The organism is Amycolatopsis alkalitolerans, from assembly GCF_006152065.1.
In the GTDB taxonomy this organism is placed as follows: domain Bacteria; phylum Actinomycetota; class Actinomycetes; order Mycobacteriales; family Pseudonocardiaceae; genus Amycolatopsis_E; species Amycolatopsis_E alkalitolerans.
In genome coordinates, this window is record NZ_VDFW01000004.1 from 56427 (window position 1) to 81911 (window position 25485).

Genomic DNA, 25485 nt, shown 5'->3' on the forward strand with positions numbered 1-25485 from the left:
TCCTTCAGGAGCTCAAAAGCTTGTCGACAAGTCGGCTGAATCAGGAAGCCGGCTCGGATCCGAGTGCTTCCAGGAACGATCGTGCCCACCGGTCTACGTCATGGGTGAGGACCTGACGCCGTAATGCTCGCATCCGGCGCCTGCCCTCGGCAGGGTCGAGCGTAATCGCCGCCTCCAGGGCGTTCTTCACCCCGTCGAGATCGTGCGGATTGACCAGGAAGGCGCTGGTCAGCTCGGCCGCCGCGCCGGCGAACTCGCTCAGCACGAGTACGCCGCCGAGATCGTGCCGGCACGCCACGTACTCCTTGCAGACCAGATTCATCCCATCGCGCAGTGGGGTCACCACCATGACGTCCGCGGCCGAGTAGAACGCGGCCAGCTCGGTGCGGCTGACCGACTGGTGCAGGTAGTGCACGACGGGATGCCCCACCCGGGCGAACTCGCCGTTGATGCGGCCCACCATCTGCTCGATGTCGCTGCGCATCCGCTGGTAGTGCTCGACGCGTTCCCGGCTGGGCGTGGCGAGCTGCACGAACGTCACGTCCTCGGGTTTCACCCTGCCCTCGTGCAGTAGCTCGTGCAGCGCCTGCAGCCGCAGGTCGATGCCCTTGGTGTAGTCGAGGCGGTCCACCCCGAGCAGCACCGTCCTGGGATTGCCCAGATCACGGCGGATCTCGGCGGCGCGCTCGGCGACCTGTCTGGTGCGGGCGAGCGTGTCGAGCTTGGCGGCGTCGATCGAGATGGGGAACGCGCCGACCCGGACCGTCCGGTTGCCGACCTGCATCATGCCTGGCCGGGACCGGACCCCGACGGCGCCCCGGCTCGGTTCGAGGCCGACCAGGGTGCGCGCCAGCCACAGGAAGTTCTGCGCGCCGCCGGGCCGGTGGAAGCCGACGAGGTCGGCGCCGATCAGCCCGCGCACGATCTCGGCCCGCCACGGCAGCTGCATGAACAGCTCGACCGGCGGGAACGGGATGTGCAGGAAGAAGCCGATGCGCAGGTCCGGCCGCAGTTCGCGGAGCATGCTGGGGACCAGTTGCAGCTGGTAGTCCTGCACCCAGACGGTCGCGCCGCCGGCGGCGACCCTGGCGCTGGCCTCAGCGAAGCGGCGGTTGATCTTGACGTAGCTTTCCCACCAGCCGCGGTCGAACACCGGGCGCTCGACGACGTCGTGGTAGAGCGGCCAGAGGGTCGCGTTGGAGAAGCCTTCGTAGTAGTCGCGCACGTCTTCCGCGGTCAGTGCGACCGGGTAGAGGACCATGCCCTCGTCGCTGAACGGGTCGACCTCGACCCCGGGAACCCCCGGCCAGCCGACCCAGGCGCCCTTGCGGGAGCGCAGGAACGGTTCCAGCGCGGTCACCAGGCCGCCGGGGCTCGCCGTCCAGCGCTGGGTGCCGTCGGCGCCTCTGTCGAGGTCGACGGGCAACCTGTTGGCGACGACGACGAAATCCGCCGAGCCGTTCCCGATCTCTTGTTGACCCACGCTGGCTGCTCCCTCACTCTTGCGGGCGCGGCGGTACGAAGACTATCGCGCAGCCACCGGGCAAGATCGACCGCGCGGTGGCGGAACGGCCTTACTCCAGCCGGCCGTCCGACGCCCGCAGCGGCCCGGCGAGCCGGGGACCCGCCAGCCTCCGCTCGAGTCTGCCCAGCCCGGTGCGTACCGGCTGGGCCAGATACTCGCCGAGCACCACGCCCGCGGCCAGGGCCAGCCCGATGGTGACCGCCTTCATCAGGGTAGAGACGTTGCCGTTGCCCTGCGTCGCCAGTTCATACAGGCCACGGTAGGTCGAAAGACCGGGCAGCAGCGGCGTGATACCGGACACCGCGACGACGAGCGGGGTCACCTTCAGCCGCCGGGAAAGCACGCCGCCGCAGAACCCGACGAGCGTCGCCGCGACCCCGGACGCGGTGATGACGTCGAACGTGGCGAGCACGAGACCGCCGTACACGCCCGCGCCGATCGCGCCCGCCGTGGCCGCGACCAGCAGCGGGCGGAGTTTGGAGTAGCTGCCGAGCGCGAAGCAGGCGGCCGTGCCCGCGCCCGCGACGATCATCACCGGCAGCGTCAGCACGGTCTGCGTGGGCAGTTCGGGTTCGACCTGGGGGAAGCCGAACGACTTGGCCAGGTTCAGCGCGAACGCGACGCCGGTGATGAGCCCGGCACTCATCAGGGCGGTCTCCATCGTGCGGCCCGCGGCGGTGACGTTGTACCCGGTGATGGCGTCCTGCACGGCGGAGACGGTGGACAGGCCCGACAGCAGCACGGTGATCGCCGCGGAGGCGACGAGCGTGGAGAACGAGGTCGGCACCAGGCCTGTCTTGACGGTGAGGGTCGCCAGCCCGGTGGCGACGAGACCGCCGACGGCCTGCTGGAAGAAGAACGGCAGGGCGTACTTGTTGAGCAGGCGGCCGAGCCGGTCCACGAGGGAGGAGATGACGAGCGCGCCGACCGCGAGGTCGAGGGTGCCGCCGATGAGCAGCGTGATGAAGAAGGCCATCCCGCCCCAGGCGAGCGTCGCGACCCAACGTGGGTACGGGTGCGGCGCGCCGGTGATGCGGTGCAGGGCCGCGTACGCCTCTTCCGCGCTCGTCCGGCCACGGGTGATCTGCCGGACGAGGAGTTCGGTTTCGGACAGGCGGGTGTAGTCGAGGCTGCGGGAGCGGACCACGCGCACCGCGCTCACCGGGGCCATGTCGGTGCCGCGGTGGCAGGTGACGGTGATGGACGTGAAGATGACGTCCACCTCGCAGTGCGGCATGCCCAGCGCCGAGGTCAGGGCGAGGATGGTCGCGGTGACGTCGGACGCGCCCGCGCCGCTGGCCATCTGGACCTCGCCGATGCGCAGGGTGAGGTCGAGGACGAAGTTGACGGTCGCGTCGTCGGGCAGCGCCGGCCCGTAGTCGGCGCCCGGTTCGGGGGCGGGTTGCTCACCGGTGGGTGCTTCGAGGATGTGCCACGCGCGCCGCCGCGGCTCGGTCGAGCGCTTGCGCCGGTTCTCCCGATCGACGTTCGGGTCCCGGGGCGCTTCGAGGATGTGCCAGCCGCGCCGCCGGGTCACCGGGCCCCGGGCGCGCTGGTTGCCTTTCACAGGGCCGCCACCTCCTTACTGGGATTCCCCGGTGACCATCGCCGCGTGCAGGGCTTCCGTTGCACGGCGGTAACAGTGGTTTGCGCCACCCCCGCCGATCATCCACGAAACGGCGATTCCCGCTACCCAACGAGGAGCCGGAGCGCGCGGAGGAAGCCTTCGCGGTCGGCGGGTTCGAGCGAGGCGCTGCTGGCCTTCACGGATGCGCGCAGCAGGCGATGGGGTTCCATCTCGTCGACTGCGTGGTGCACAGCTGGGACCTGGCCGTTGGTGCGGACGTGTCCTTCTCCGACGGCAGCTTGAGCGGGCGCTCGCGATCTTGATGCTCCTGGGCCGCTCGCCCAACTGGCCCGAAGTATGATGGCCACGCTTGACATGCCGACTTAGCTCAGCTGGTAGAGCAGCTGTCTTGTAAACAGCAGGTCAGGGGTTCGAGTCCCCTAGTCGGCTCTCTTCTGAATCGACGCCCATCAGCACATTCTCTGGTCTGAGAGATCTTGCCGGTGGGCGTTGATCTTGGGTGGGGCCGCGGTGGGAACCGGGGAGTCCCTTGATGACGCCGCGGGCCGGGCGGCGCTGTCGGCACCCGACGGCCCCAGACCGGCGGAAACCCACTGATCGGCGCTTCCTGTGGCGGTCTCACCCGCTCATGCCTGCGGGCTTCGGGCCTGCCTGCGGTGCGCGCGTCGGGCCCGGTGGGCACGGGTGCCCGGTCAGCACCGTGGTCTGTGGGTGCCCGGTGATCGTCGGGCGGGGCCGCGGTGGCGCCGCGCCGCCTGGTGGCTCCTTTGGCGGATGGCGTGGGCATCCTGGCGGGCCGCCTGCAGGACGAGGCGCAGGGTGTTCTCGGCGGCCTGCCGGGCGAGGCTGGGCAGGACGGTGGTGTAGGTGTCGGCGGTGAGCACGATGCTGGCGTGGCCGAGCATGTCCTGCACTGCTTTGAGGTCGTTGCCCGCGGCCAGGGACAGGCTGGCCGCGCCGTGCCGGAGGTCGTGCAGCCGGATCGGCGGCAGGCCGGCCTGGGCGGTCAGCCGCCGGAAGGTGTGGGTGAGGTAGCCCGGGCTCAGTGGCCGGCCGTCGGGGTGGGCGAACAGGAAGCCGGTCGGCTCGCCCTGGCCGGCTCGGTGGCACGCCGCGTGGAGGCGCCGCAGTTCGGCCGCCGTGACGTGGTCCAGGGCGAGCGTGCGGATGCTGTGGTCGGTTTTGGGCGGGCAGATCACGGTGCGTCCGTTGTGCTCCTGGACCTGATGCGAGACCTCCAGGACCCGGGCGCCCAGGTCGAGGTCGCACCAGCGGAGTCCGGCGGCCTCCCCGCGCCGGAGCCCGAGCAGGGCCACCAGCAGGTACAGCGGGTACAGCCGGTGGCCGTGGGCGTGGCGGAGGAACGCTGCGGTCTGCCCGGGGGTCCACACCGCCACCGGCGGCCGCTGCCCGGTGGCCTGCCACTGCGCCACCCGCGCCGGTGTCCACACCACCGCGCGCGGCCGCTGCCCGGAGGGCAGCTCCACCCAGCGCGCGGGATTGCGCTCCAGCAGTCCGTGGCGGATGGCCCCGTTCAGGGCGGTGCGCAGGCAAGCGCGGATCCGTTGCAGGGTTGCGGGGGACAGCGGTCGGCCGCGCAGGGCCGAGGTGCGCTGCAGGGAGGCGAACATGGCCTGGATCCGGCCGGTCGTCAGCTCCGGCAGTGGCACGTTGCCCAGATGCGGCCGCAGATAGTCGCGGATGTGCTGGGTGTAGAGGCGGCGGGTGGACACACTGAGCGTGCGCATGTCCAGCCAGATGTCCAGCCATTGCCCAAGCGTGACCAGCCGGCGGCCGGTGTCCAGGTCGCCGCCCAGCAGGTAGGCGCGTGCCGCCTGCGCGGCCTGGCGCGACCGGTAGCCACCCCGGCGGAGGCGGTTCCGGCGCCCGTCGTGGCCGCGGGGGAGTTCGAGCGCGAAATACCAGCTTCCGTGTCCCCGGTCTGCCAGCCGGGGGCACGAGATCCCGAGCCGGCGCCCGTCCGGGGCCCTGCAGCCGCAACGCTTGTAAACTTCTCGGTTACTCATCGTTAGCTCCAGCGTGTCCGGTCACGAGACGGTCCCCGCGAACGTTGCTGCCCGGCCGCCGGTGGCCGGTCTCACGCTGACGGCGCCCGGACTGCCAGCCGGACGCAGCCGGGCGGCGCTGCTCCGGTCCGTCCTCGAGGCCATTTTCCTCCGTCCGGCCAGGACGAACGGGCGGCCGCTGTCCCGCTCGGCTACCGATGATCTTGAAGACATCCGACTCCAGCGGGGACGGCGGTGTCCTCGTCGCAATCCGATATCGACTGTTTCGCTGGTCTCGGGGGCTCGATGACCTGCAGCTGTGCGGGACCGGGAGAGCACGGGCAGTTGGTCGGTTAACCTCGAGAGCGCTGTCGTCGACGACTGGGCCAGCACACCGGGGCAAGGACCATGGTTGTTCAGCGCGACTCCTGAACGCGCCATCCCTTTGCTGCCGAACGGACTTGGACAGCGGGGCCGTGCACCGAATCTCCGCGACGCGCCGGATGGCGGGCACTGCCCGCGGCGGGTGTCGACGAACCTTTGGGACACGAAGGGTGCGTCGTCGGCCCCGGGGTGCGTGTGCGGCCCGTGTGCGGCATTCGCATTGACCAGGTGTGCTCACGTGGGTTGTCGGCGGGGCCTCCGCTCGCGGGGCGGGGTTGATGGTGATCGACAGTCCCGGCTTGGTCGTTGCCGGGGTAGATCGCTTTCGCGGAGCATTGCGACCCTCCGATGTGGACCGATGGGGTCCGCCACAGCGCGCTACGGGGGCCTGCCCGACAACGGCACGCTCGGCACACGACACCTTGGGCTGGTGGCAGTCCGGTCGGGCTACTTGAGCTGCGTGGCGGCCAGCGTGTGGAGGGGTTCGGGGTCGCCGAGGGCGAGATAACGGTAGCTCTGTGGCGGCTGGAATTCGGCCTGGTCGCGTAGCCAGGCGAGTTCGTAGGGAACCGGCAGGGGCTGGGCATCGGCGATGGTAAGGCAGGCTGCGGCGGTGACACCGGCGAGGTAGTCGTCGAATTCGCGCCGGGTGAGTCCGAGTTGGCCGCGGTGGCGTCGCGACAGGCGCGCGGGGGTGTCGGTGTCGACGGAGTGGAGTGTCGCGGTGCCCAGGACTGAGCGGATCGGTGTGCTGGCGTAGAGGATGATGCGGGTGCCGGCTCTGGCGTGGGTGAAGCCGCTGCCGGCAAGGCTGTCCAGCCGGAATGCTTCGGCGTTGGCAAGCTCGTCGAGATGGAGGACCACGTAAACGGGTTTCATCAGTTTGATACCCGTCAGCGTTTCGACGACGGGTCCCAGTTGCTTGATGAGGCTCTCGTCCCAGGTAAGGAACACACTGAGGCCGGCTGCGGCGGCATGGGCTACCTGTCCGACATCGCGGTGGTCTTGATCAGTCACCGGGAACTGTGGGCTGGTCTTCTGTACCTCGGCCAGGATGGCCTGCTCCAGGTCAGTTGCTCGTTGCGGATCTGCGTTGACCACCGGGTACGGGTTAATTGCCTCCTGTAACGTCCGCCGCCGAGCGGGATCTCCTGCTTTGATTTCGGCGATCATGCCGGAGCTGACGACGAGTTGCAGGCGTCCCGCGAGGTGGTCCGCGACCAGGAACTCGGACCGGGGCTTGCGCGTGGCCGGGCTGGCCAGGTCGAGCACGATGTTCAGGTCGATCGCGGCTCGCAGCTCGACGGGTAGTTCGTACTCGGTGAACAGGTCGGGGTGACCGTGGTCTTTCCACCACACCGTCATCGGGGTGCGGTCGCGGCCTCTGCCCGTGGTTTTCGCCCGTGCGGTGAAGCCCAAGTGTTGCCAGGTGTCGGCGAGCCCGTAGTCGTCGCGGCACTTGGCCCGGATGCCGAGGCGCTGGCTGTGGCGCTCGGTGATCGTCTTGACCAAAGCGCCAGCGATCCCCATTCCACGTGCGTCGGGCTCCACACACAGGTGCGTCAACGACACTTCGTTGCGCGGTAGACGGTACAGCGCGTAGCCAATGATCGTGTCGGTGTCCGCGTCCCGCGCGACCAGGATCCGCGCGTCGTCGCGGGCCTCTTCGAAAGCGGCATATGGCAGTTGTCCGAGGCGGTCGTCGAACCGGTCTCCGAGTTGAACGACTGCCTCGTAACCTGCCTGGTCATCCGAAGCAAGTGGCTCGATGCGGGTCTGCCCTTGATCCATATAGCCACCACTACCGCTAATGGCAGGGTGGTCGATCGTAAACGATGGCCAACCACCCATTTGGCGCAGCGCGACGATGCGCGCCTCGATGTACGTGCACGAGACACTAAGATCTCACGAAATCGTCGGAAGGTAATCATTTTCCGGCATAACTCGGGAGTGGTTTCTGCTGGCGCGCGCTGGGCTGCCGCGGTTCGTAGAGCGATTGCCGTCCGCGACGACTACGTTCATCAGCAGCGTGTGTCGCACGCCCACGGATATCGATCTGAGTGAAGACGCCGATGAGGTCGGGTTTCCTGAGGCAGGTTGCTGAAACCGCGCCTTGAAAAGCTTGCCACGCCGCGTCCGTATAGCAGGTTGAGACTGTCCGAGCCTGAGGTGAGCAGGCACGTTCCATTTCTCTCAGGCGCACGTGATCGTTCTGATCAGCCGAGCAGCCTGGTGATGCCGGGACCGAGTGGATCGCCGACGAGGGTCAGTGAGTTCTCTGCGCGAGCGGCCAGTGTGAGGGGTCCTTCGTTGTCGATCAGCTGGGCGTGAACGAGCCGGTCTAAGGCCGCGCCGATGAGTGGCGCCGAGGTGCGTAGGGCGGCGTCGAGGGCGATCGCTTCCGTGCTGCCGCCGTGTACGACGATGTTGCGCTGTCGGTACAGACGTCGAAAGACACCGCTCAACACCCGGTTCACTTCCGTGAGCTGGCCGATCGGGTCGTCAATCAGCGATTTCATGCGTTTGGCGGCAGCGTGCTCATGAGGCGACGTAAGCACCAGCGGTGTGCTGGTTCCGTCGGTGAGCGCGTCGGCGACCACTTGGCTTCGTTGCATGTTGGTGTTGCATTCGTCGAGGCGTTGGCTGAGCCGATCCGGCGTCGGTGGGCGATGCCGGTAGGACAACGTCGTAAGCTCGGCGCGTGGCCAGGAGCAGGCGACAATGGCGGCGAGACGGTCGGCCACCACGGCACGTCCTTCGGACACATCCAGCTCGTCACCGGGGTGGTAGAGCAGGGACTCCACGGCCGCCCAGCCACCCGCCGCCGCCGTTGAAGCCGAGCCGTCATGCAGGGGCGCTGCCAGTTCGAGGGCCTCGTCGAGCCGGTCACTGCGGTTGACCGAGTACATCGTCTTCTCACTCACCAGCGACAACACGCTTACCCCCCGGTTCGGCGGTGCCAGTGGCAATGGCTCCGGCTCTCCCTTGATCCACACTTTCCCGACCGGCTGCAGCCGATTTCGGATGTTGTAGGCCGGGCCTCGGGCATAGACACGACGGGCTTCAAGACGGCGCACGATGCCGCCCGCCGCACGGGCGGCGGCGACGGGATCCTTACGGGTAAATCGGTAAATGAACGCTCCGTTGTGCCGCGGCGGCTGGGCGAAACCGTGCTCGGCGAACCAGCGGGCAGCCTGCGGTGGACTGAGCCATTCAGGGAGATGAGAAGCGAGGTCCTCGTGGTCAGGCACGGAGACGAACGGGATCAAGACTTCGAATTCCTGGTCCACTTGCTCAGCCAACCCACAGGCACCCTCGAGCAGGTCGCCCAACGTCGCGGCTGAGGCCTTCCGTAGCTGCGCCGCCCAGCGGTTGAGATAGCCAGAGCTGTGGCCGCAGTCGAGCAGATAAGTCGTCAGCGTGCGGGCAAGCCGTTCGGGGGACGGCGGGTTGGCCGAATCGACGCTCGTGGCCCAACGCCGCAGGTAGCCGTGCTTGACCGACGGAAGCAACTGGATCAGGCGGCGCCGCTCTCGCCCGTCGGTCGGCAGTTTTGACCGCAGCAGACTAGTGATTTCTCGACGCAGCTTGCTGTCGCCGAGGCCGCGGTCGGGGCCGAGTTGGCGTTCGAGTTCATGCATGTACCACGACACGGCGCCCGGTGAGAGCACGCGCATCCGCGTCCAATCCCCACACTCGATCGCTTCCTCGAGCGCGAGGACGTTGCTTGCTTCCCAGAGGCGCCGAGGCCACGGGGTCGTTTCCCGAACGAAGTCGAGAACCCGAGCGAGCACGTGGCTCCCGTAAGGGTCAGTGGCCAAGCTAACTGAGGACAACGCTGGTGTAGCACCCGACACGAGGTGCTATCCTTGCAGAGTAGTACCCAAAGATCTTAGGCACGGGGAGCCGCCCTTCAAGGGCCGCTCCCCGCCTTTTCATCCCAGGTTGACTTCATTCCGTAACTTGCCTGCTACAGGCTGTCAGAACCTAAGCCTGATGCTCCAGGACCGCGGCAAGCTCGTTGGCTGCTGAAGGCTGGGTGTCGTTTGTTCCTGCCTGTCGCGAGATCGACGTACCCGGCGGGCGCGCCCGCGGCGTGTTGGTTGCTGTGGAGGTCACAGGCGCGGCGTGGCCTTGACAGTCGTGGCCGTTTCGCGTGAGCGCGGGTGATCAGGGTGCATCCCGTGTTCCAGGTAGCACTGCCCTGCCACGGTCATCTCGGCCTGCTATCGGCCACCGTGCTTGGTAATGGTGATCAGTCCACGATCGCGCAAGGCGTTGGCCGACTGGCGAGCACGACCGTTCTGCGGGTCGCTGAGGTCCTGGCCAGCCTCAAGCCGGCGCAGGACCGCGAGCTGCCGGTTGTTCAGAGACGCCCACCGTTTCATGACGGGCATCATCGACGCGCTCGCCTACCTCCGCACGTGATCGTGTCACCCGTGCGAGCGGTGTCCATCAAGATCCTCGTGTCGCGAGGCGACATCACGGCGGACGGCGCGCGAGGTTGCGTGGCAGCGGCATGCTCGCCCAACACAGACGGTCCCCAGCCACAACGCATACGTCCACGGAGGTGATGACTGGGCGAGCCGTCGCTCAGTGGATGGGTTGCTGCGTGGTGGCGCCGTCCCCGGGGGCGTTGTGCAGGGCTGGGAGCATGTTTTCCGATATTGTTTGAACGGTCTGGAAGGAGGTGCGGGGCATGGCGCAGGCTGAGTTGATCACGGAGATGGTTCGTGCGCATACGTTGGGTGATGAGCGTCGGTGGCGGAACCTGTTGTCTCAGTTGATTGCTGCGGAGTCCCGTGCCGGTCATACCCGTCAGGCCGCCCGGTTGCGGGCGTTGCTGGCTGAGGCGAAGACAGCGGAGCCTGAGCGTTCGTCGCGGCAGTCGGTGGGCGGCCCCGTTCCGTTGGCGCGGGCTCCGCGTGATCTGGCGGATGTACTGGATGTCCGCTATAGCGATGTGCAGTTGGCGGATCTGGTGCTGCCGGATGAGCTGCGGGGCAGTGTGCAGCGGGTGCTGGACGAACAGCGCCAGGCGGGGCGACTGGCTGAGCATGGCTTGATGGCGCGTCGGCGGTTGTTGCTGCACGGCCCGCCGGGGTGTGGCAAGACGATGGCCGCGCACGCGCTGGCGGGCGAGTTGAAGCTGCCGTTGGCGCGGGTGCGGTTGGAGGTGCTGTTCAACCGGTATCTGGGGGAAACCGCGGCGACGTTGACCGACATTTTCGACCACATCGGCCGGGTGCGGGCGGTGTACCTGTTCGACGAGTTCGACGCGCTGGGCAAGCACCGCAGTGATGAGTTCGATGTCGGCGAGGCCAAGCGTGTGGTGGGGACGTTCCTGCAGTTGCTGGACGCCTGTGACAGCGACAGCCTGATCGTGGCCGCCACGAACTTGGGGGAAACATTGGATTCGGCGCTGCTGCGGCGATTCGACGACGTCCTCGAGTTCCCCGCCCCGACGGTGGAGGCCCGGGCGCTGTTGCTGCGCCGACTGCTGCGAACCGTGCCGGTCGGCGGCGACGAGGTAAAGAAACTGGCGAAGCAGAGTGAAGGACTGTCGTTCGCGGAGGTACAGGCGGCGGTGGACAACGCACGGAAGGCGGCCATTCTTGATGACCGCGAATTCCCCTCGCTAAACGAGATCGATGCCGAGGTGCGTCTGCGTGTGCGGGGGGCCAGTCTGAAGACGGGGCGTGCATGATCCGGACGGGGCTGCCCCTGATCCGCGTGACGCGCGCTGTCGAGGAACGATTCCAAGCGCCCGGGGGATCAAGTAAGAAGACGCTGCCGCCACGCACGCGGGAACAACACGCCGCGCGGCTGTTGCGCGAGCTGGACGCGGTCCAGCAGGCGCGGCGACCGCAGGAGGACCGCGCGCCCCACAGCGAAGGCCAGTTGATCGCCGCAACCGGTACGACTGGTTTCGCCGATCAAGCCCACAGCCTCGGGGACAAGAACTCGGACGCGATCGTGGTCGCGGTGGACCAAGGGCAGGCCCTGCTGCACGTCCATACTGACGCGCGGGCGTTGCGTAAGAAGGTCGAGCGCTACCGCGATGAGGACACCAAGTCTGGCGCCCCGAAGCATGCGGCGCTCGTTGCGCGGATCGAGGATCTGCGGGTCCCGACACTGGCGGATCTGAGCCTGCGTGAGTTCAGCGAGGACGACATCGACCCCGGTCAGTCGTACTGGGTTGAGTTGTGGACCCGCGGCGGGCGCCTCGACGACGGCGAGGATCGTGCCCGGGTGCGCGAGGACATTCACTGGCTGGCCGACCTGGGCGGGTTTCGTGGCATGCCGCGACAGTACGAGGGTGTGGAACGGGACATCTTCTTGGCGCGGTTGACCGGCGACGTGCTCGCAGAGCTTCCGGGTTTGATGCCGGAGGTGTACGAGGTGCACTTCGCGCCACGGGTCCGGTTGGTCGAGACCCTGTTGCAGGGCGAGGCCAAGGCCGCACCGCCGGTGGGCGTGGAGCCACCGCCGGAAGACGCGGCCGTGGTGGCGGTGTATGACACCGGCACCAGCGCGCACCACCCGTACCTGCGGCCGGCGCTGCTGGGCACGGGCAGCGTCGTGCCTGGGGAACCGGATGCGGCCGACCGGCACGGGCACGGCACGGAGATGGCCGGGATTGCGGTCTATCCGGACTATCTGCAGGGTGTCGCGCAGGGTGTGCTGCGGCCACAGAACCGGCTGGTCGGCATGCGGCTGATCCCGACTCCCGGTGGTGGGCCTGCTGACGACGAGCCCGAGTTCTGGGCGGAACGCACCGAGGCGGCCGTGACCGAGGCCGAAGACCTCGCCGACGAGGCGAGAGTGGTGCACAGCCTCAGCGTGGGCGCGGACAACGACAGCGGGCTACGCACGGCGTGGTCGATCGGGGTGGACCAACTTGCCTGGAACAGCGGCAGGGGGCGGTTGATGGTCGTCGCCGCGGGCAACCTTCCTGACAACATGCTCGCCACGGAGCGCGAGGACGACCCCGTGGCGAACCTCGGGCAACCGATCTGCCAGCCCGCGCAAGCCTGGAACGCCCTCACCGTCGGCGGCTTCACCGCCCTGGGTGGCGCCGCGGCTAACGGGAAGGGCCCGTACCCGGAGGCGTTGGCCCCTGTGGGTGGGCTCAGCCCGTATGCCAGCACCGATGTCGGGGTCGCAGGGCGTCCGATCAAGCCCGACATCGTGAAGGAGGCCGGAAACACCGCGCCCGGTGGTGGTTTGCCCAACGCGGGTGGTGAGCACCTGTCGCTGTGGACGACCAGTCACCGGCATACCCGCGGGGAGCTGAGTACCCAGACGTGGGCCACCAGTCCCGCCGCGGCATCGGCGGCGGCCGATCTCGCTGTCCTGGCCAGGAAACACCCGGACCTGGGACCCGCAGCGCTGCGGGCCTTGTATGTCCATAGTGCACAGTGGACACCCGTCATGTGGAAACAGTTCACCGACCGCAAGGACCGGCTGCGGGCCGTGGGCTACAGCGTTCCCGACCTGCGGGCCGCGAGCGGTGCCGACAGCAACCGGCCCGTGTTCGTCTACGAAGGACACCTCGCGCCCGGCGGCCGGCAGGCGCAGATGCTACGGATTCCCTTGCCGGACCACATCATCAGCGACCACGCCGACTCCCCGGTCCGGCTCGCGATCACCCTGGCCTACTTCATCGAACCCACCGAGGCGATGGCTGGCCGGCAGTACGCCGGTGGCCGGCTGCGGTGGGAGATGCAAGGACCCACCGAAAACGAGTTGCAGCTGCGGCGCCGGATCAACAAACTCGCCCGCAGCGGGACGAGTGAGGCCGGTCCCAGCAGCGGCTACACCTGGACGATCGGTTCTCAGGCGCGGGGGCGGGGCACGCTGCAGCATGACTACGTCGAACTCAACGCCAGCGAACTCGCCGGAGACCGGCTCCTCGCCGTCTTCCCGATCCTGGGCTGGTGGGAGCAGCGCGAGAGCACCAAGAACCTCGAAATCCCCTACGCCATCGTGGTCAGTGTCGACTCTTACTCCGAAGACATCGACCTCTACGCGGCCATCCAGGCCAGCATCGCCACCAACATCGAAACCTAAGTATCCGGTGTCCGAGCGGGCTTGTGTGTATATGTGGAGCCCGCCGCGTTTCAAACCCTGCTGCTGATCAGGTTCTCGATGATCACCGTGATCGCGGACCGTGAGGTCGCCTGCTGATTCAGCGACCGCGGAATGACTAGACGAGACGGGTAGCTGCTCGCGGGAGGCTACGACAGCCAGAATCGCCTCGGCCTCTGAGGTGCGGCACGGTCGCGGAGATCTACGCCCCACCCCATTCCGCACCATCAATCCGGCCCACTCTGCGCGAATACGTGCACGCGCTACCTCCGGACGACTGCCTCAGCGCTGACATGCTCACCGCCCTCTGTGGACTTGAAGACGTCCGCCGGGCAGCTTGATACCCCGCCAGGGTATTTGGTGCCTGTTCAGGGTGAGTCGGTCTTTGGCTCCCACACAGCGAGTTCTCCGCCGGGCATCGAGACGATGAGGAAGCCGTCGGGGCCTGCTACTGTCCACGCTTCGTAGTCGTTGTCTGGCTCCACTCGGATCGTGGCTCCGTTGCTGAATACCAGGCTCAGTACGCCTGAATTGTCGACGTCGGCGGTCGTCACGGTCTGCTGGAGCAATCCCTTCATCGGCTGGAACGACTCTTGTGGATCGGTTTCGGGTGAAAGCTCGTAGTGCTTTCCAGAGATATCGAGGCCGAATGGTGATTCGATGCGTGCCATATAGCCGTCGGAGAAGTGCAGGACCGCGCTGTACTCGACCGTCTCGGAGAGTAGTGTCTTCCCTTTCAGGCGAAGATCCATGGTTACCATCCCTCCGGGGTCGGGTATGAGCCGTCTGCGTTGCGTGGGATGTGGGTGTCTGCCCGGGATCCCGGTTTGCCATCGAGTCGGACAGGTTGATTGTATTCGTTGGTGAACTTGACGTAGCCGTTCGGGTATCGCGGATCGGCGCCGGGCTCCATGACACGGACAGAATTCGCGTCGCCGGAGGATCCCGGTTTTTGCCACACGGTTCCTTGCCCGTTGTTGGTGGATCGTGACGACCAGCCTTCTTGTGCTCCCGCTGGCGGGGACGAGTCCGCGGCGGAAGCTCCCGCGCTGTCGCTGGTGCTGTTGACCTTGATGGGTTCGACGTGGTCGTCGCCGGCGGCGTGGGTTGCCATGTTCGCGACGGCGGCGCCGGTGATCGAGGCTCCGGTGGCGATGCCGGCGGCGGAGACGACGTTGAGCGGCACGCCGGCGACCGCACCCACGCCGGTGGCGTCCAAAAGCCCGCCGAAGGCCTCGCCGGCCGCGCTGATCACCGTAAGGCCCGCACCCCCTGCGGCGGCGAGGACATCCAACGGGTGGTTCAGCATGGCGTTACCGAAGGAGGCCATCCCGTTCACGACATCGGCGCCGGCCTGTGCGAGGGTGTGCCCGAGGTCGTCCAGCCAACTGGATTCCTGCGGTGCCTGGCTAGCGCGGTCACGCAGCGTCTGGGCGGTGACGTTCCCGCTGTCGGCAAGCTGGGTGCGGGCGCGGTGCAGCGTGTCGCGAGCGGCTTGTCGCTGCGTCTCGCCCGGGTCGGTGAACGCCGGCGGGGCCTGGTTGTTCGCGGTGGCCTGGTTGACTGCCTGGTCGTGTGCGGTCTTGGCCTGTTGGGTGCCGGCTTGGCCCTGGTTCCAGAGGGAGATCGCTTCGGTCGCCTGGGCCTGCGCCCACCGCAGCGTGCTGGCGTAGTCGGTGAGCGCCCCGCTGGCGGCCTGCAACGAATCGGCCGCCGCGTACCATTTTCCCGGTTCGTAGGAGAACTTGTCATGAAACGCTGACGCGGCGGGCCCTTGCCAGGCGCCGGTGTCGATCGCTTTCAACCCGTCGGCGGCGTCACCAGCTTCCCCAGCTCGCGCCTGCAGCACGCGTGCGTTCTCTTCGATCGCCTCCGGCTTGCCCGGAATCAAGGCTGCCGGGTCCTGGGTCTCGCCGAGCTCAGCCACCCTTGACCGCCCCCTCGCCGGGATCGCCACCCAGAGTCCGGGCAGTCGCATCATCGACGCCGCGGTAGGCGTTCGCGGCACGGGTGAGGGCGCTGCCGATCTTGTCGGCGTCGTCGGTGAGCATGTCCAGGCCGTCGGACCAGCGCACGCAGAAGTCCATCAGCGCGTCGTGCACACCCTGATGGCCATACAGTCCGGCATCGCCGCATAGGCCGCGGAGCTGGAAACTCTGCTGATCCTTGACGCTGCGACTGATCCCCCTTCCTGCCTCCGCCACCTTGTCGACATCGACATGAAACCCCCGACCATCCACCATGGAAACCACCCCCTCGAACACGCACAGTGCCCACTCATCGTCCGGCAGACTCGCACTGTCAGCAAGCCCCCGATCACTCTTGGACGCCGCGCGAGCACTGCAAGTTCCATCGGCGAGCGGCGGGTGGCCTGGGCGAGGCGCTTGCCGGTGACGGCGAGGACGCCAGCTGTCCGGCGGTGATTGCGCTGGTGAGCGGCCCAGCGCGGACGACGCCGTAGCTACAGTGATGGCGCTCGGCGACGGGCGGACCGAGTCGTCTACGCTCTCTCACCGCTAGATTTCTTGAAAACTGTGATCGAGGACCGGGTCTGTGGTGGCGAATGGCGGAGGCAGCCGTAATGCGCGCGGAATTCGGTTTCAGAATCTGTGTGCCCTGGACTACGCGTTGCGAGAACTGGAGTCCGGTGAGGGTCGCATTACGCGGATCTCGGTCGAAGCCAGACTTGATCCGCTGACCGGACGCGTGTGCGAAGAGCTGGATTTTTCGCTGCTCGCTGGTGACGTGCCCATCGTGGATGCCCAGGTGAAGAGCGGTACCGCCTCGAAATGCCATCTGCCAGAGATGTGGCGAGAGCTGTGGCGCCTCACGCGACGCGACGCCGAGACGTACCTGTTGGTGACAAGTCGCCGACCGGCACCAGCTGTGCGACAACTGGCTGAGTTGCTGGCCACGCCGGCCACGGGACCCGACCAGTTCACGAGCGCTCTCTCGGAATTGTGTTCCGGGGTGCCTGACTGCGGCTCGCAGCTTGCCGAGGCAGACTCCCAACGGCGTGCCCGGCTGATGCGCACTCGGCTCGTGCTGTCCACGGACGACATCGGGTCCTATCAGGACAAGCTTCGGCGCCGTATCCGCGAATTGCGACATCGATACCGCAAGGGCGCGGGTCGGAGGTCCACCGGGCTCGTTTTCCGCAACGTTCTCGACCTCATCGCGGAACGCGCCACCGGGCGCGACGACCTCATGGTGTCGCTCGACGAGCTGCGCGATGAGATTGGCGCCGATGACCGTACAGTCGCCGAAGCGGTCAGCGAACGCGATTGGGATGTGCACGCCGGCCTCGCCCCGGTCGTTCCCGACGTGGTACGAGAAGACCTCGCCGAATCCATCACCGATGCCTTCGCCGGACACGCCGAGAACCACGGGATTGCCTGCTGCGTCCTGTTCGGATTGTCCGGCATCGGCAAAACCTCGCTCGCCGCAGGATGGGCCGCCGACCGTGCCTACGAGTTCGATCGCGTGTTCTGGGTGGCAGCGCAGGATACGGCAAGCCTGCAGAGATCCTTCATCGTGATCGAAGACGCACTACGGCAGTGGATAGGGCCGCCCGCCCGGCAGGCCGCCACGGGGCGCTCGGCCGAGGCTCTGCGTCAGCGTGTCCATCGGCTTCTCAGTGCGTGTCCAGGATCCTGGTTGATGGTGTTCGACAACGCGGTCGACGCCAAGGCCGTCCAATCATGGATTCCACGCCGCGGCTGGGGACGCGTGCTGGTCACGACGATCGAACAGGGAGCCTGGCACGGCAGCGGCATCTCGACAGTCGAAGTTCCACGTATGAGCCGAGCACAGTCGGTCGACCTCCTGCGCCGCCGCCTTCTTCCTAATGTCTACCAGCCGGCCGACGATGAACGGGAACAGCTGAACCATCTCGCCGAGTTTATGCGTGATTGGCCGCTGGCGCTGGAACTGGCCGCGGCCTACCTGTCCAGTGTCGGCACCGGACTGGGCGGGATCGATCACTACACGGCCGAGATCCAGATCCGGCAGCGGTCCCTGGCCGACTCCGACCGCGGTCCCCACGGATATCACGGCAGCCTGGTCGGTGCCATCGAGCTCGCCGCGGAACGCATGAACGACGCCCCGCGTGGCGACGCGGGTTCCGTGCCCTCGATCATCGTTGACACCATGATCTATCTGGTGGCTCACCTGGGTGAGCACCACATTCCGCTGCAGTTGCTGATCGACGCTGCCGCTGACGTAACCTCGCGTCCGGGTCGGTCCGTGGGATCACACGCGGTGCACCACGAGATTCTCCGATCATTGAGCCGGCTCTCGCTCGTCCGCCGCGACCAGGATCTGGAATGGCTCGTGGACAGCGGGCTATCAGCGTCGAGTATCTCAGTGCACATGAACGAGATCGTGCAACAGACCTTACGAGATAGACTGCATCGTCTCGATCCAGGACGTGCTGCGCAGCTCCTCCGGCACATGACTCACTATGTGGCCGAATGGCTGCATAATGAAACGGCAAACCACGAGACGCTGCGTGCCCTGGTCCTGATGAGCATGCCCACATCGTTGCCGGTCACAACGTCGGCCGCGGTGTCGTGGACGCGGGCGTCCTCAGCTTGTGGTTCGGGATCAGCAGGGCCTTGCGCGTAGCGGGTAACGTTGCTGCGGCGAGCGGATATCTCAAACGAGCGCTGAACCAGGTACTCGAACGCATGGACCGGGAGACTTCCGTGCCCAGCCTGCCCCCGCGATTCACCAACGCCATGGCCGGCAGGCTGCCATCCGGCTGGCACCCGGTGATGGCGTTCCGGACCGGCTACCCCACCGCCGACCCGCTGCCCAGCCCTCGCCGCCCCGCCGAGGACGCCCAACTTCGTTGACCCACAAGGAGGTCACGCCATGAACCATACATTGTGGACCTGGTGGACCACCGCGCTGACCGCGATCCTGGCCCTGCTCTACGCGTGGATCGGGTTCGCCGGATACGGCCTCGACTGCGTGCTGGGACTCACCGGCGCGGTGCTCGTGCTCGCCGCCCTACTCGCCGCACGCAGATCCCGGGTCATCGCCTCGGCCCTGCTCGTCCTCGGGGCCGTGCCGCTGGCCGTCGCCGCATGGTGGAGCATCGTGGCACCCGTTGTCGGGCTGCTGATGCTGCTGCTCGGCTGGCCGGCCACCCGTGCCCAGGCCACCACCGTCCGCGCGCGGACCTGAGGAGAACCGATCGCCAGAACGTATCGAACCAACTCCGGCGCGCGCCTGGTCAACCGCGCCTTCGCGGCCATGCCCCGCCTCGGGCTGGGCAAGTCGTACCGGCACGTGCTCACCGTCCCGGGCCGCCGTACCGGCAGGCAGGCCGCCGGACGGAAACCCTGCACGTCACCGAGCTGAGCCCGCAGGGCAGCGTTCCCGTGCTGCGGCAATACCTGCGCGAGGTGCCCGTGATTCAGCCCTACTTCGACGTGAGGGCGGAGTCGCCGGACGAGGACATCGCGGCCGAGGTACGCCTGCATCCGGTTTTCCGGCTCGGCGCACCCGACCAGACGCAGAGGACATGAGATACGACGACTCACCCCGATCGGCCCAGCCCCGCGACAACGTGATCAGCCCAGAGACCACGGCCGAACACACGAAAACCGTGTCCCCGGCCCTGCGCTTGACGTAAAGAACCCCCAGCCGCTGCCCCCGCAGCGGGTGAAACGGATGCGTGACAACAAGCGATCCAAAATCATCACTGGACGACGCGGCAGCATGCCGCCTCCGTCGGGATCGTCAGCACCGGGTGCGCCCAGGTGCTCAACCACCGCAACATCGCCCGGCTCGGTCCGGCTACCGGCGACGGCAGCGCTGTCATCCCGGCCTCGGAACCGCGGGACCCACAGCGGGATCAGGTGAGAGTGAAGTAGGCCAGGCAGCCCAGTCCGGCGATCACGCAGTAGATCGCGAACGGGGTCAGGGTGCGGGTTTGGAAGTAGCGGACCAGAAACCGCACCGAGAAGTACGCTCCGACCCCGGCGACCAGGCTGCCCACGAGGGTGGGACCGATCGCGCCGTGCATCTCGGGGCGCGCCAGTTCGGGAACTTTCAGCATTCCGGCGGCGGCGATGACTGGGGTGGCCAGCAGGAACGCGAACCGCGCCGCGTCGTCGTGCCGCAGACCTCGCAGCAGGCCGCCGGCCATAGTGGCGCCGGATCGGCTGATGCCGGGCAGCAGTGCGAGGATCTGGCAGGCGCCGATCGCGATGGCCTCCCACCAGCCCAGCCGGGCCAGCCGGGCGTCGCTGGCCTCGTCGGCGGACACGGCGCGCATGCGGGTGGTGGGCTGGTTCGCCACGTCTCGCGCTGGTCCGCGTGCGGCAACCGCCGGCATGACCATCGTGGGCTGCTCGCCGATGTCCCGGCGAGACGCGGCGCCCGGCCCGGGTGTGCGGGCCGCCGCGGTCGCGCGGCGGGTGCGCTGGAGGCGTTCGACAGTGAACAGCACAATCCCGTTGAGTAAGAGGAATACCGCGGCGGGTACAGGCTTGCCGAGGTATTCGCGCATCACCTTGTCCAGCGCCAGCCCGGCGATCCCGACCGGGATCGTGGCCACCACCAGGAGCCACGCCAACCGCTCATCCGGGGTCGAGATGCGGCGGTGGCGGATGGAGCCGAACAACGCGCCGATGATGCGCACCCAGTCCCGCCAGAAGAAGATCACCAGCGCGGCGGCCGTCGCGACGTGCATGGCCACCAGTGAGTCCAGATACGGCGAGCCCTTCGCCGACATGTCCAGATCGCGCGCCCAACTCCCGCCGATCAACCCTGGGACCAGCACGCTGTGCCCCAGGCTCGACACGGGGAACAGCTCGCTGACGCCCTGCAGGAGGCCGACCACGATCATTTCCGGATAGGTCAAGACAGACATCTGCTCACTCTCGCTCCTGTGCCGGCGTCGTGCTAGGCCGCCCGAACCGTGGCCGGGCGCGTCCTCGCACTCCCGAAATCTACTACATCAGATGTAGAACTATCGGGCGGCGGTCACGGCGACCGGAAGACTGGCCCACGGCCGATCGCACCCGCGAGCTGCTGGTTTGCCGAAGCGTCGCCTGGCGTGAGAAACAGTTCATCTGCCGGTTACCACACCGTCAGCCACACCAGCTCAACGCCGAGCGATAGGTGGCGGCGTAGAACGCGTCACGGCAGAGCATGCCGGTGTTCGGGACCTTGTTCACTCTCCCGTTCGCCCGGTAGTCGGCGAGTTTCACTCGCCCGGAATTCGGTGCGACGACGGGGATCTCAAGGTCGTCGTGGTGGCGCTCCACATTCGCCGTTCGCGAAGGTGTGCGCGGTCTGCGGGGTGATCGGCACCCCGAGGTGAGCGGACCAGGGCCGGGAGCCAGCCGGACTCATGCGTCCTTGTGTGCCTTGGGCTTACCGAAGAACGTGATCTCCCCTTCGTCCTGGAGGCGTTGGACCATGTGCGGGTAGTGCAGCTCGAACGCCGGGCGTTCGGACCGGATCCGGGGCAGTTCGGTGAAGTTGTGCCGCGGCGGTGGGCAGGTGGTGGCCCATTCGAGCGAGTTGCCGTAGCCCCACGGGTCGTCGACCGTGACGATTTCGCCGTAGCGGTAGCTCTTGAAGATGTTGTAGATGAACGGCAGCGTGGAGGCGCCGAGGATGTAGGCGCCGATCGTGGAGATCGTGTTGAGTGTGGTGAACCCGTCGGTGGGCAGGTAGTCGGCGTAGCGGCGGGGCATGCCTTCGGCGCCGAGCCAGTGCTGCACCAGGAACGTGGTGTGGAAGCCGATGAACGTGGTCCAGAAGTGGAGCTTGCCCAGCTTCTCGTCCATCATCCGGCCGGTGATCTTGGGGAACCAGAAGTAGATCCCGGCGAAGGTGGCGAACACGATCGTGCCGTAGAGCACGTAGTGGAAGTGCGCCACCACGAAATACGAGTCCGACACGTGGAAGTCGATCGGCGGTGCGGCGAGCAGCACCCCGGTCAGCCCGCCGAAGAGGAACGTGACTATGAACCCGAGGGAGAACAGCATCGGGGTCTCGAAGGTGATGTGCCCCTTCCACAGGGTGCCGATCCAGTTGAAGAACTTCACCCCGGTCGGCACCGCGACGAGGAAGGTCATGAACGAGAAGAACGGCAGCAGCACCGAGCCGGTCGCGTACATGTGGTGCGCCCAGACCGCCACCGAGGTCGCGGCGATCCCCAGTGTCGCGTAAACCAGGCCCTTGTAGCCGAACACGGGTTTGCGGGAGAAGACCGGGAAGATCTCCGAGGCGATGCCGAAGAACGGCAGCGCGAGGATGTACACCTCGGGATGGCCGAAGAACCAGAACAGGTGCTGCCACAGGATCACGCCGCCGTTGGCGGGGTCGAACAGGTGGGCACCGAGTTTCCGGTCCGCGATCAACCCCAGGATGGCGGCGGTGAGGATGGGAAACGCGATCAGCACCAGGATGCTGGTGACCAGGATGTTCCAGGTGAAGATCGGCATCCGGAACATCGTCATCCCCGGCGCCCGCAGGGACAGCACCGTGGTGATCATGTTGACCGCACCCAGGATCGTGCCCAGACCACCCACGGCGAGCCCGGTCAGCCACAGATCCGCCCCGACACCGGGCGAGTGGATCGCGTCCGAGAGCGGTGTGTAGGCGAACCAGCCGAAGTCCGCGGCACCACCCGGAGTCAGGAACCCCGCGAGCACCATCAGGCTGCCGAACAGGAACAGCCAGTAGGAGAACGCGTTCAGCCGGGGGAACGCCACGTCCGGGGAGCCGATCTGCAGCGGCAGGATGAAGTTCGCGAACCCGAACACGCTCGGGGTCGCGTACAGCAGCAGCATCACCGTGCCGTGCATGGTGAACAGCTGGTTGTACTGCTCGTTGGACAGGAACTGCATCCCGGGCCGGGCGAGCTCGGTACGGATCAGCATCGCCATCGCGCCGCCGACCATGAAGAAGGCGAACGACGTGACCAGGTACATGATGCCGATCTGCTTGTGATCGGTCGTCCGGAACAACCGCAGCAGGACCGACCCCTTGTCCCGTTCGCGGATGAGATGCGGTCGTACGTCGATCGGCTCTGGGGCCAGCGCGGTCACGGGCTCTCCTTCTCCCTGTCCACAATCTCTGCAAACATGGGAAAGGTAGCATGTTAGCAGTTAACAAAACCTGCAATTGCTATCAAGTGCGATCCCGGTCACAGAGCGGCGGGATGCGACGCGCCGGATCGTTGCGTAGTCATGGGGCGCGGCGCCGATGGAGTTTCTTTCTTACGTGCCACTGGTTACGGTATTTGTTGGCGGTCGGGCCTAGTCCCCCCGCTCCGATGGCCGTGGTTGACCAACTTTGCGAACCGTGTTCTTGCCGTGCTCGGTGATCGTGGTGCCGGACGCGACCGGTGATGGGACCGTTGCCTGGCGCGCACATCGGTATCCAGTCAGGCGATGCCGGCATTTCGTGGTTGTGGGATCGCGGCGTCGGTGGCCGTCTGGCTTCCAGTGAGGTGGGCGATCACGACGCGGATGCCGTTGCGGAATGCGCCGGGCGTGGCGAGCACGGTGCTGCGCGGTAGCGGGCGTGGGCGGTCGAGCGCACTCATCGGGCGGGCCAGCCCGATCCCGCGTACGGTCCAGCACTGCTTGTTGTCCCGGTCGCGGTGGGCGAACTCGACCGATACGGGACGCCCTGCTGCTGCCCGGATCAGTGAGCGGTCGTCCCCAGTGGGGATCAGCAGGTCTCCGTCGTCGAGCATGAGGCAGAGGAGTGGAATCGGCGCCAGGTCGTCGATCGTGACGGTTCCGTACCGGCCGCGTTCGGGCGACCGGAGGAGCCGGACGCACTCGCGGTGTGTCAGCGCGACACTGTTCATGTCGGCCCCCTCATCGCGAACAGACGGTGGATTGTGCTGGCAGATCGCGCGGGCTCGGGACCCCGACGTGCCGCCGAGCGCGGGCGAACCACTGCGGTGGGGTTTATGACGGCATCGCCGTCATTTCGTAGTGAAGGCACCGAATTGTGATACTCGATACGGCTGGATGTCACTTCCGGGTGGGGACCAAAGTCCTCGTCACCTGCGGAGCCCGGCCTGGTACCACGTCGGTCCGGCGGAGCTGCCGGCGTCGCTGGTCGGTGGCATGGTCGTGGGTGAGTTGGCGTGGATCCCTGACGCCGGTCGCGGTCCTTACCGGGGCAGGCGCAGGATGCGGGTCGCGGCCCGGGCGACCGTCGTGGTGAGGTCCGGGTCGGCCGGTTCGGGTAGGGCCCGGTCGATGGGGGTGAGCGCGGCCAGCGCCTGCACGCAGGCGTGGTGCACGTCCAGCCGGTGCAGTGGCGCGGCGCCGAACCCCGAGCCGAGGTTCTCCCGCAGCGCCCGCAGCAGGCCCGGCAGGGCGAGGAGATGCCCGATGCCATCGGGCACCAGGATCGGCAGGTCGGGCGTGAACGTACGGGTCGAGGTGGGCCTGGCCACGTCGATCACGGCGGTGGCATCGCGGGTCACGACCGCCAGCGGGAACGCGAGGGCGTCCGTGTCGTTCCAGGAGGTGATGTCGCCGATCCCGGTGGCCATCAGCAGCGGCACCAGCGTCGGCAGTTTCTCGGTCCCGGCAACGACAACGCGGGTGGAGTCCGGCGGGATCCCGCTGCGTCGCAGGGTGGTGAGCAGCGCCGCCGTCAACGCTATGGCGGTGGTGTCTTGCTCGGTCACGACCGGGGTGAGGCTGGTGTTGGCGAGCTCCTGCTGGGCGCGCTGAGCCGATCGGCTGCGGTGCGGGCGAGGAAGATCGCGGTGGTGCCCGGCGGAAGCGCTCGCAGAGCGGAGCTGAGCTGGTTCGCGTCGCGCACACTCACCGCGACCGGGAAGGCGGTGACCAGACCATGGTCGCGCAGCAGCCGGACATCGGCGGTGAGTGCGGTGAGAACCTCGCCAGGGTCGGGTGTTTCGGCGCCATGGCCGGCGCTGCCATCGCCCACCACGGCCAACCCGGCTGCCTGCCCGGGGAGGCAGCTCATTCCCGCAGCGCGGCCTCGTCCTCGGCCAGTTCCTCCCGGACCCCGGCATCGACGAGGGCGCTGGTGTCGACGCCGTGCCGGCCCGCCATCTCGAGCAGGTCGGCCAGGCGCGCCCGGTACAGGTAGGCCTCGTACGGGTGCCCGGTGTCCAAGGCGCCCTGGGCGGCTTGCTGGGCCTCCAGGATCCCGCGGTGCAGCTCGCTGGCGAACTCACTCACCGTGCCCTCCCGTCTCCCACGTGTGCGAATGTAGGAAATCTACCACGTTGGCACTTGACAAAGTCTGCAACTATTCACAGGTCGTTGGCGGCGTGGGAGAGCTTGAAGTCGGGGACGATCGTGTCGGCCAGCGCGAGCTTGATCCGGGTGAGGGTGCCGTCGGTGGCCAGTTCGGCGCGGTGGACGATGCTGCCGCGCCAGCACCGGACCCGGCGGTCAGCGCCACTGCGGCCGGCACAATCCCAACGGCGACAACGACTTTCGGGCCGGGCACCGCGTCGTGAGTGCGTCGCAGCGCGTTCTAGCGGCGCCGAGAGTTTCCTCGGCCGCGGGCGGCAGGTGCCGGGGTGCGCAGGTCATCGAGCAGTTCGACCTGCCCGGACAGCACCCCGGTCAGGATCTTGCGTGCCACCGCCAGCAGCTCCGCGACATGGGGACTGGTCAGCGAGTAGAACACGCTCGAGCCCTCCTTGCGGGTGGTCACCAGGCCCGCGCGGCGCAGCACCGCCAGCTGCTGCGACAGGTTCGCCGGCTCGATGCCCACCTCCGGCAGCATCTCCGCCACCGCGTGCTCGCGCTCGGACAGCAGCTCCAGCACCCGGATCCGAGCAGGATGAGCCAACGTCTTGAAGAACTCCGCCTTCAACTGATACAGCGGCCTGCTCACCCGCACTCCTCCCGCGCACA

At 67.4% G+C, this 25485-nt stretch carries 20 protein-coding genes, 1 tRNA gene and 2 pseudogenes; 7 read left to right on the forward strand and 16 right to left on the reverse strand.

Features of this window, described 5'->3' with window-relative positions; all coding sequences use genetic code 11:
- Positions 1-40: 40 nt before the first annotated feature.
- A complete protein-coding gene (locus tag FG385_RS06165; protein ID WP_139095636.1) occupies positions 41-1483 on the reverse strand; it encodes an alpha,alpha-trehalose-phosphate synthase (UDP-forming) in 1443 nt (480 codons plus the stop codon).
- A 91-nt stretch (positions 1484-1574) separates the two neighbouring features.
- The gene (locus FG385_RS06170; protein WP_139095637.1) at positions 1575-3092 is read right to left on the reverse strand and encodes a threonine/serine exporter family protein; all 1518 of its coding nucleotides are present in this window, start codon (positions 3090-3092) and stop codon (positions 1575-1577) included.
- Positions 3093-3469: 377 nt separating this feature from the next.
- Between FG385_RS06170 and FG385_RS06175 the strand changes: the two genes are divergently transcribed.
- Positions 3470-3542 (forward strand) — tRNA-Thr (locus FG385_RS06175).
- A 263-nt stretch (positions 3543-3805) separates the two neighbouring features.
- Here the strand turns inward: FG385_RS06175 and FG385_RS06180 are convergent.
- The 3 genes from FG385_RS06180 to FG385_RS06190 all read right to left on the reverse strand — a co-directional run bounded on the left by FG385_RS06180 (position 3806) and on the right by FG385_RS06190 (position 9180).
- Complete coding sequence (locus FG385_RS06180; protein ID WP_139095638.1) at positions 3806-5140, reverse strand: tyrosine-type recombinase/integrase; 1335 nt, start codon at positions 5138-5140, stop codon at positions 3806-3808.
- Positions 5141-5950: 810 nt separating this feature from the next.
- Entirely contained in the window at positions 5951-7294 is a 1344-nt protein-coding gene (locus FG385_RS06185) for a GNAT family N-acetyltransferase (RefSeq protein WP_160148735.1), read from the reverse strand.
- A gap of 425 nt (positions 7295-7719) precedes the next feature.
- The gene (locus FG385_RS06190; protein WP_139095640.1) at positions 7720-9180 is read right to left on the reverse strand and encodes an integrase; all 1461 of its coding nucleotides are present in this window, start codon (positions 9178-9180) and stop codon (positions 7720-7722) included.
- Between the two features lie 1022 nt (positions 9181-10202).
- Between FG385_RS06190 and FG385_RS06195 the strand changes: the two genes are divergently transcribed.
- Both FG385_RS06195 and FG385_RS06200 read left to right on the forward strand, forming a co-directional pair.
- Complete coding sequence (locus FG385_RS06195; RefSeq protein WP_139095641.1) at positions 10203-11210, forward strand: AAA family ATPase; 1008 nt, start codon at positions 10203-10205, stop codon at positions 11208-11210.
- Entirely contained in the window at positions 11207-13576 is a 2370-nt protein-coding gene (locus FG385_RS06200; protein ID WP_139095642.1) for a S8 family peptidase, read from the forward strand. The genes FG385_RS06195 and FG385_RS06200 overlap by 4 nt, the downstream gene beginning before the upstream one ends.
- 386 nt (positions 13577-13962) lie before the next feature.
- On the opposite strand, the gene FG385_RS06205 is transcribed toward FG385_RS06200, so the two are convergent.
- From FG385_RS06205 to FG385_RS06215, 3 genes are read right to left on the reverse strand one after another with little or no spacing between them, the layout of a single operon-like run.
- Positions 13963-14346 carry a DUF6188 family protein gene (locus FG385_RS06205; protein ID WP_139095643.1) on the reverse strand — a complete coding sequence of 128 codons (384 nt, stop codon included), beginning with the start codon at positions 14344-14346 and terminating at the stop codon, positions 13963-13965.
- Between the two features lie 2 nt (positions 14347-14348).
- A complete protein-coding gene (locus tag FG385_RS34285; protein ID WP_200834323.1) occupies positions 14349-15521 on the reverse strand; it encodes a putative T7SS-secreted protein in 1173 nt (390 codons plus the stop codon).
- On the reverse strand, positions 15514-15858 hold the full coding sequence (locus FG385_RS06215) for a hypothetical protein (RefSeq protein WP_235022413.1): 345 nt from the start codon (positions 15856-15858) through the stop codon (positions 15514-15516). Before FG385_RS06215 ends, FG385_RS34285 begins: the two co-directional genes overlap by 8 nt.
- A 289-nt stretch (positions 15859-16147) precedes the next feature.
- Between FG385_RS06215 and FG385_RS06220 the strand changes: the two genes are divergently transcribed.
- From FG385_RS06220 to FG385_RS34690, 4 genes are all read left to right on the forward strand, one after another.
- On the forward strand, positions 16148-18220 hold the full coding sequence (locus tag FG385_RS06220; RefSeq protein WP_139095644.1) for an NB-ARC domain-containing protein: 2073 nt from the start codon (positions 16148-16150) through the stop codon (positions 18218-18220).
- 80 nt (positions 18221-18300) lie between these two features.
- Positions 18301-18450: a hypothetical protein gene (locus tag FG385_RS33785; RefSeq protein ID WP_160148736.1), complete on the forward strand. Its 150-nt coding sequence runs from the start codon at positions 18301-18303 to the stop codon at positions 18448-18450.
- Between the two features lie 19 nt (positions 18451-18469).
- Positions 18470-18784, forward strand: a complete 315-nt coding sequence (locus tag FG385_RS06225; RefSeq protein WP_139095645.1) for a hypothetical protein — start codon at positions 18470-18472, stop codon at positions 18782-18784.
- A gap of 197 nt (positions 18785-18981) precedes the next feature.
- A complete protein-coding gene (locus FG385_RS34690; protein ID WP_160148737.1) occupies positions 18982-19128 on the forward strand; it encodes a hypothetical protein in 147 nt (48 codons plus the stop codon).
- A 37-nt stretch (positions 19129-19165) separates the two neighbouring features.
- On the opposite strand, the pseudogene FG385_RS35570 reads toward FG385_RS34690, so the two are convergent.
- The 8 genes and pseudogenes from FG385_RS35570 to FG385_RS06255 form a co-directional block, all read right to left on the reverse strand.
- Positions 19166-19261 (reverse strand): annotated as a pseudogene (locus FG385_RS35570) (hypothetical protein); the annotation flags it as partial.
- Positions 19262-19457: 196 nt separating this feature from the next.
- Entirely contained in the window at positions 19458-20477 is a 1020-nt protein-coding gene (locus FG385_RS06230; protein WP_139095646.1) for an undecaprenyl-diphosphate phosphatase, read from the reverse strand.
- Between the two features lie 484 nt (positions 20478-20961).
- Positions 20962-22668 (reverse strand): annotated as a pseudogene (gene ctaD, locus FG385_RS06235) (aa3-type cytochrome oxidase subunit I); the annotation flags it as partial.
- A 338-nt stretch (positions 22669-23006) separates the two neighbouring features.
- Positions 23007-23438: a hypothetical protein gene (locus tag FG385_RS06240; RefSeq protein WP_139095648.1), complete on the reverse strand. Its 432-nt coding sequence runs from the start codon at positions 23436-23438 to the stop codon at positions 23007-23009.
- A gap of 312 nt (positions 23439-23750) precedes the next feature.
- The gene (locus tag FG385_RS34695) at positions 23751-24275 is read right to left on the reverse strand and encodes a hypothetical protein (protein WP_235022414.1); all 525 of its coding nucleotides are present in this window, start codon (positions 24273-24275) and stop codon (positions 23751-23753) included.
- Positions 24272-24580, reverse strand: coding sequence for a hypothetical protein (locus FG385_RS34700; protein ID WP_235022415.1), 309 nt, complete (start codon positions 24578-24580; stop codon positions 24272-24274). Before FG385_RS34700 ends, FG385_RS34695 begins: the two co-directional genes overlap by 4 nt.
- Positions 24577-24798: a hypothetical protein gene (locus FG385_RS06250; RefSeq protein ID WP_139095649.1), complete on the reverse strand. Its 222-nt coding sequence runs from the start codon at positions 24796-24798 to the stop codon at positions 24577-24579. The genes FG385_RS34700 and FG385_RS06250 overlap by 4 nt, the downstream gene beginning before the upstream one ends.
- Positions 24799-25099: 301 nt before the next feature.
- Positions 25100-25465, reverse strand: coding sequence for an ArsR/SmtB family transcription factor (locus FG385_RS06255; RefSeq protein WP_139095650.1), 366 nt, complete (start codon positions 25463-25465; stop codon positions 25100-25102).
- Between the last annotated feature and the right edge of the window lie 20 nt (positions 25466-25485).

Excerpts from the sequence above, each read along its gene's own strand:
- FG385_RS06185 (WP_160148735.1), bottom strand. The coding sequence starts at position 7,294 with ATGGATCAAGGGCAGACCCGCATCGAGCCACTTGCTTCGGATGACCAG.
- FG385_RS34700 (WP_235022415.1), bottom strand. The coding sequence starts at position 24,580 with ATGAGCTGCCTCCCCGGGCAGGCAGCCGGGTTGGCCGTGGTGGGCGAT.
- FG385_RS06200 (WP_139095642.1), top strand. The coding sequence starts at position 11,207 with ATGATCCGGACGGGGCTGCCCCTGATCCGCGTGACGCGCGCTGTCGAG.
- FG385_RS06195 (WP_139095641.1), top strand. The coding sequence starts at position 10,203 with ATGGCGCAGGCTGAGTTGATCACGGAGATGGTTCGTGCGCATACGTTG.
- FG385_RS06240 (WP_139095648.1), bottom strand. The coding sequence starts at position 23,438 with ATGAACAGTGTCGCGCTGACACACCGCGAGTGCGTCCGGCTCCTCCGG.
- FG385_RS06190 (WP_139095640.1), bottom strand. The coding sequence starts at position 9,180 with ATGCGCGTGCTCTCACCGGGCGCCGTGTCGTGGTACATGCATGAACTC.
- FG385_RS06225 (WP_139095645.1), top strand. The coding sequence starts at position 18,470 with ATGAACCATACATTGTGGACCTGGTGGACCACCGCGCTGACCGCGATC.
- FG385_RS06180 (WP_139095638.1), bottom strand. The coding sequence starts at position 5,140 with ATGAGTAACCGAGAAGTTTACAAGCGTTGCGGCTGCAGGGCCCCGGAC.
- FG385_RS06230 (WP_139095646.1), bottom strand. The coding sequence starts at position 20,477 with ATGTCTGTCTTGACCTATCCGGAAATGATCGTGGTCGGCCTCCTGCAG.
- FG385_RS06205 (WP_139095643.1), bottom strand. The coding sequence starts at position 14,346 with ATGGATCTTCGCCTGAAAGGGAAGACACTACTCTCCGAGACGGTCGAG.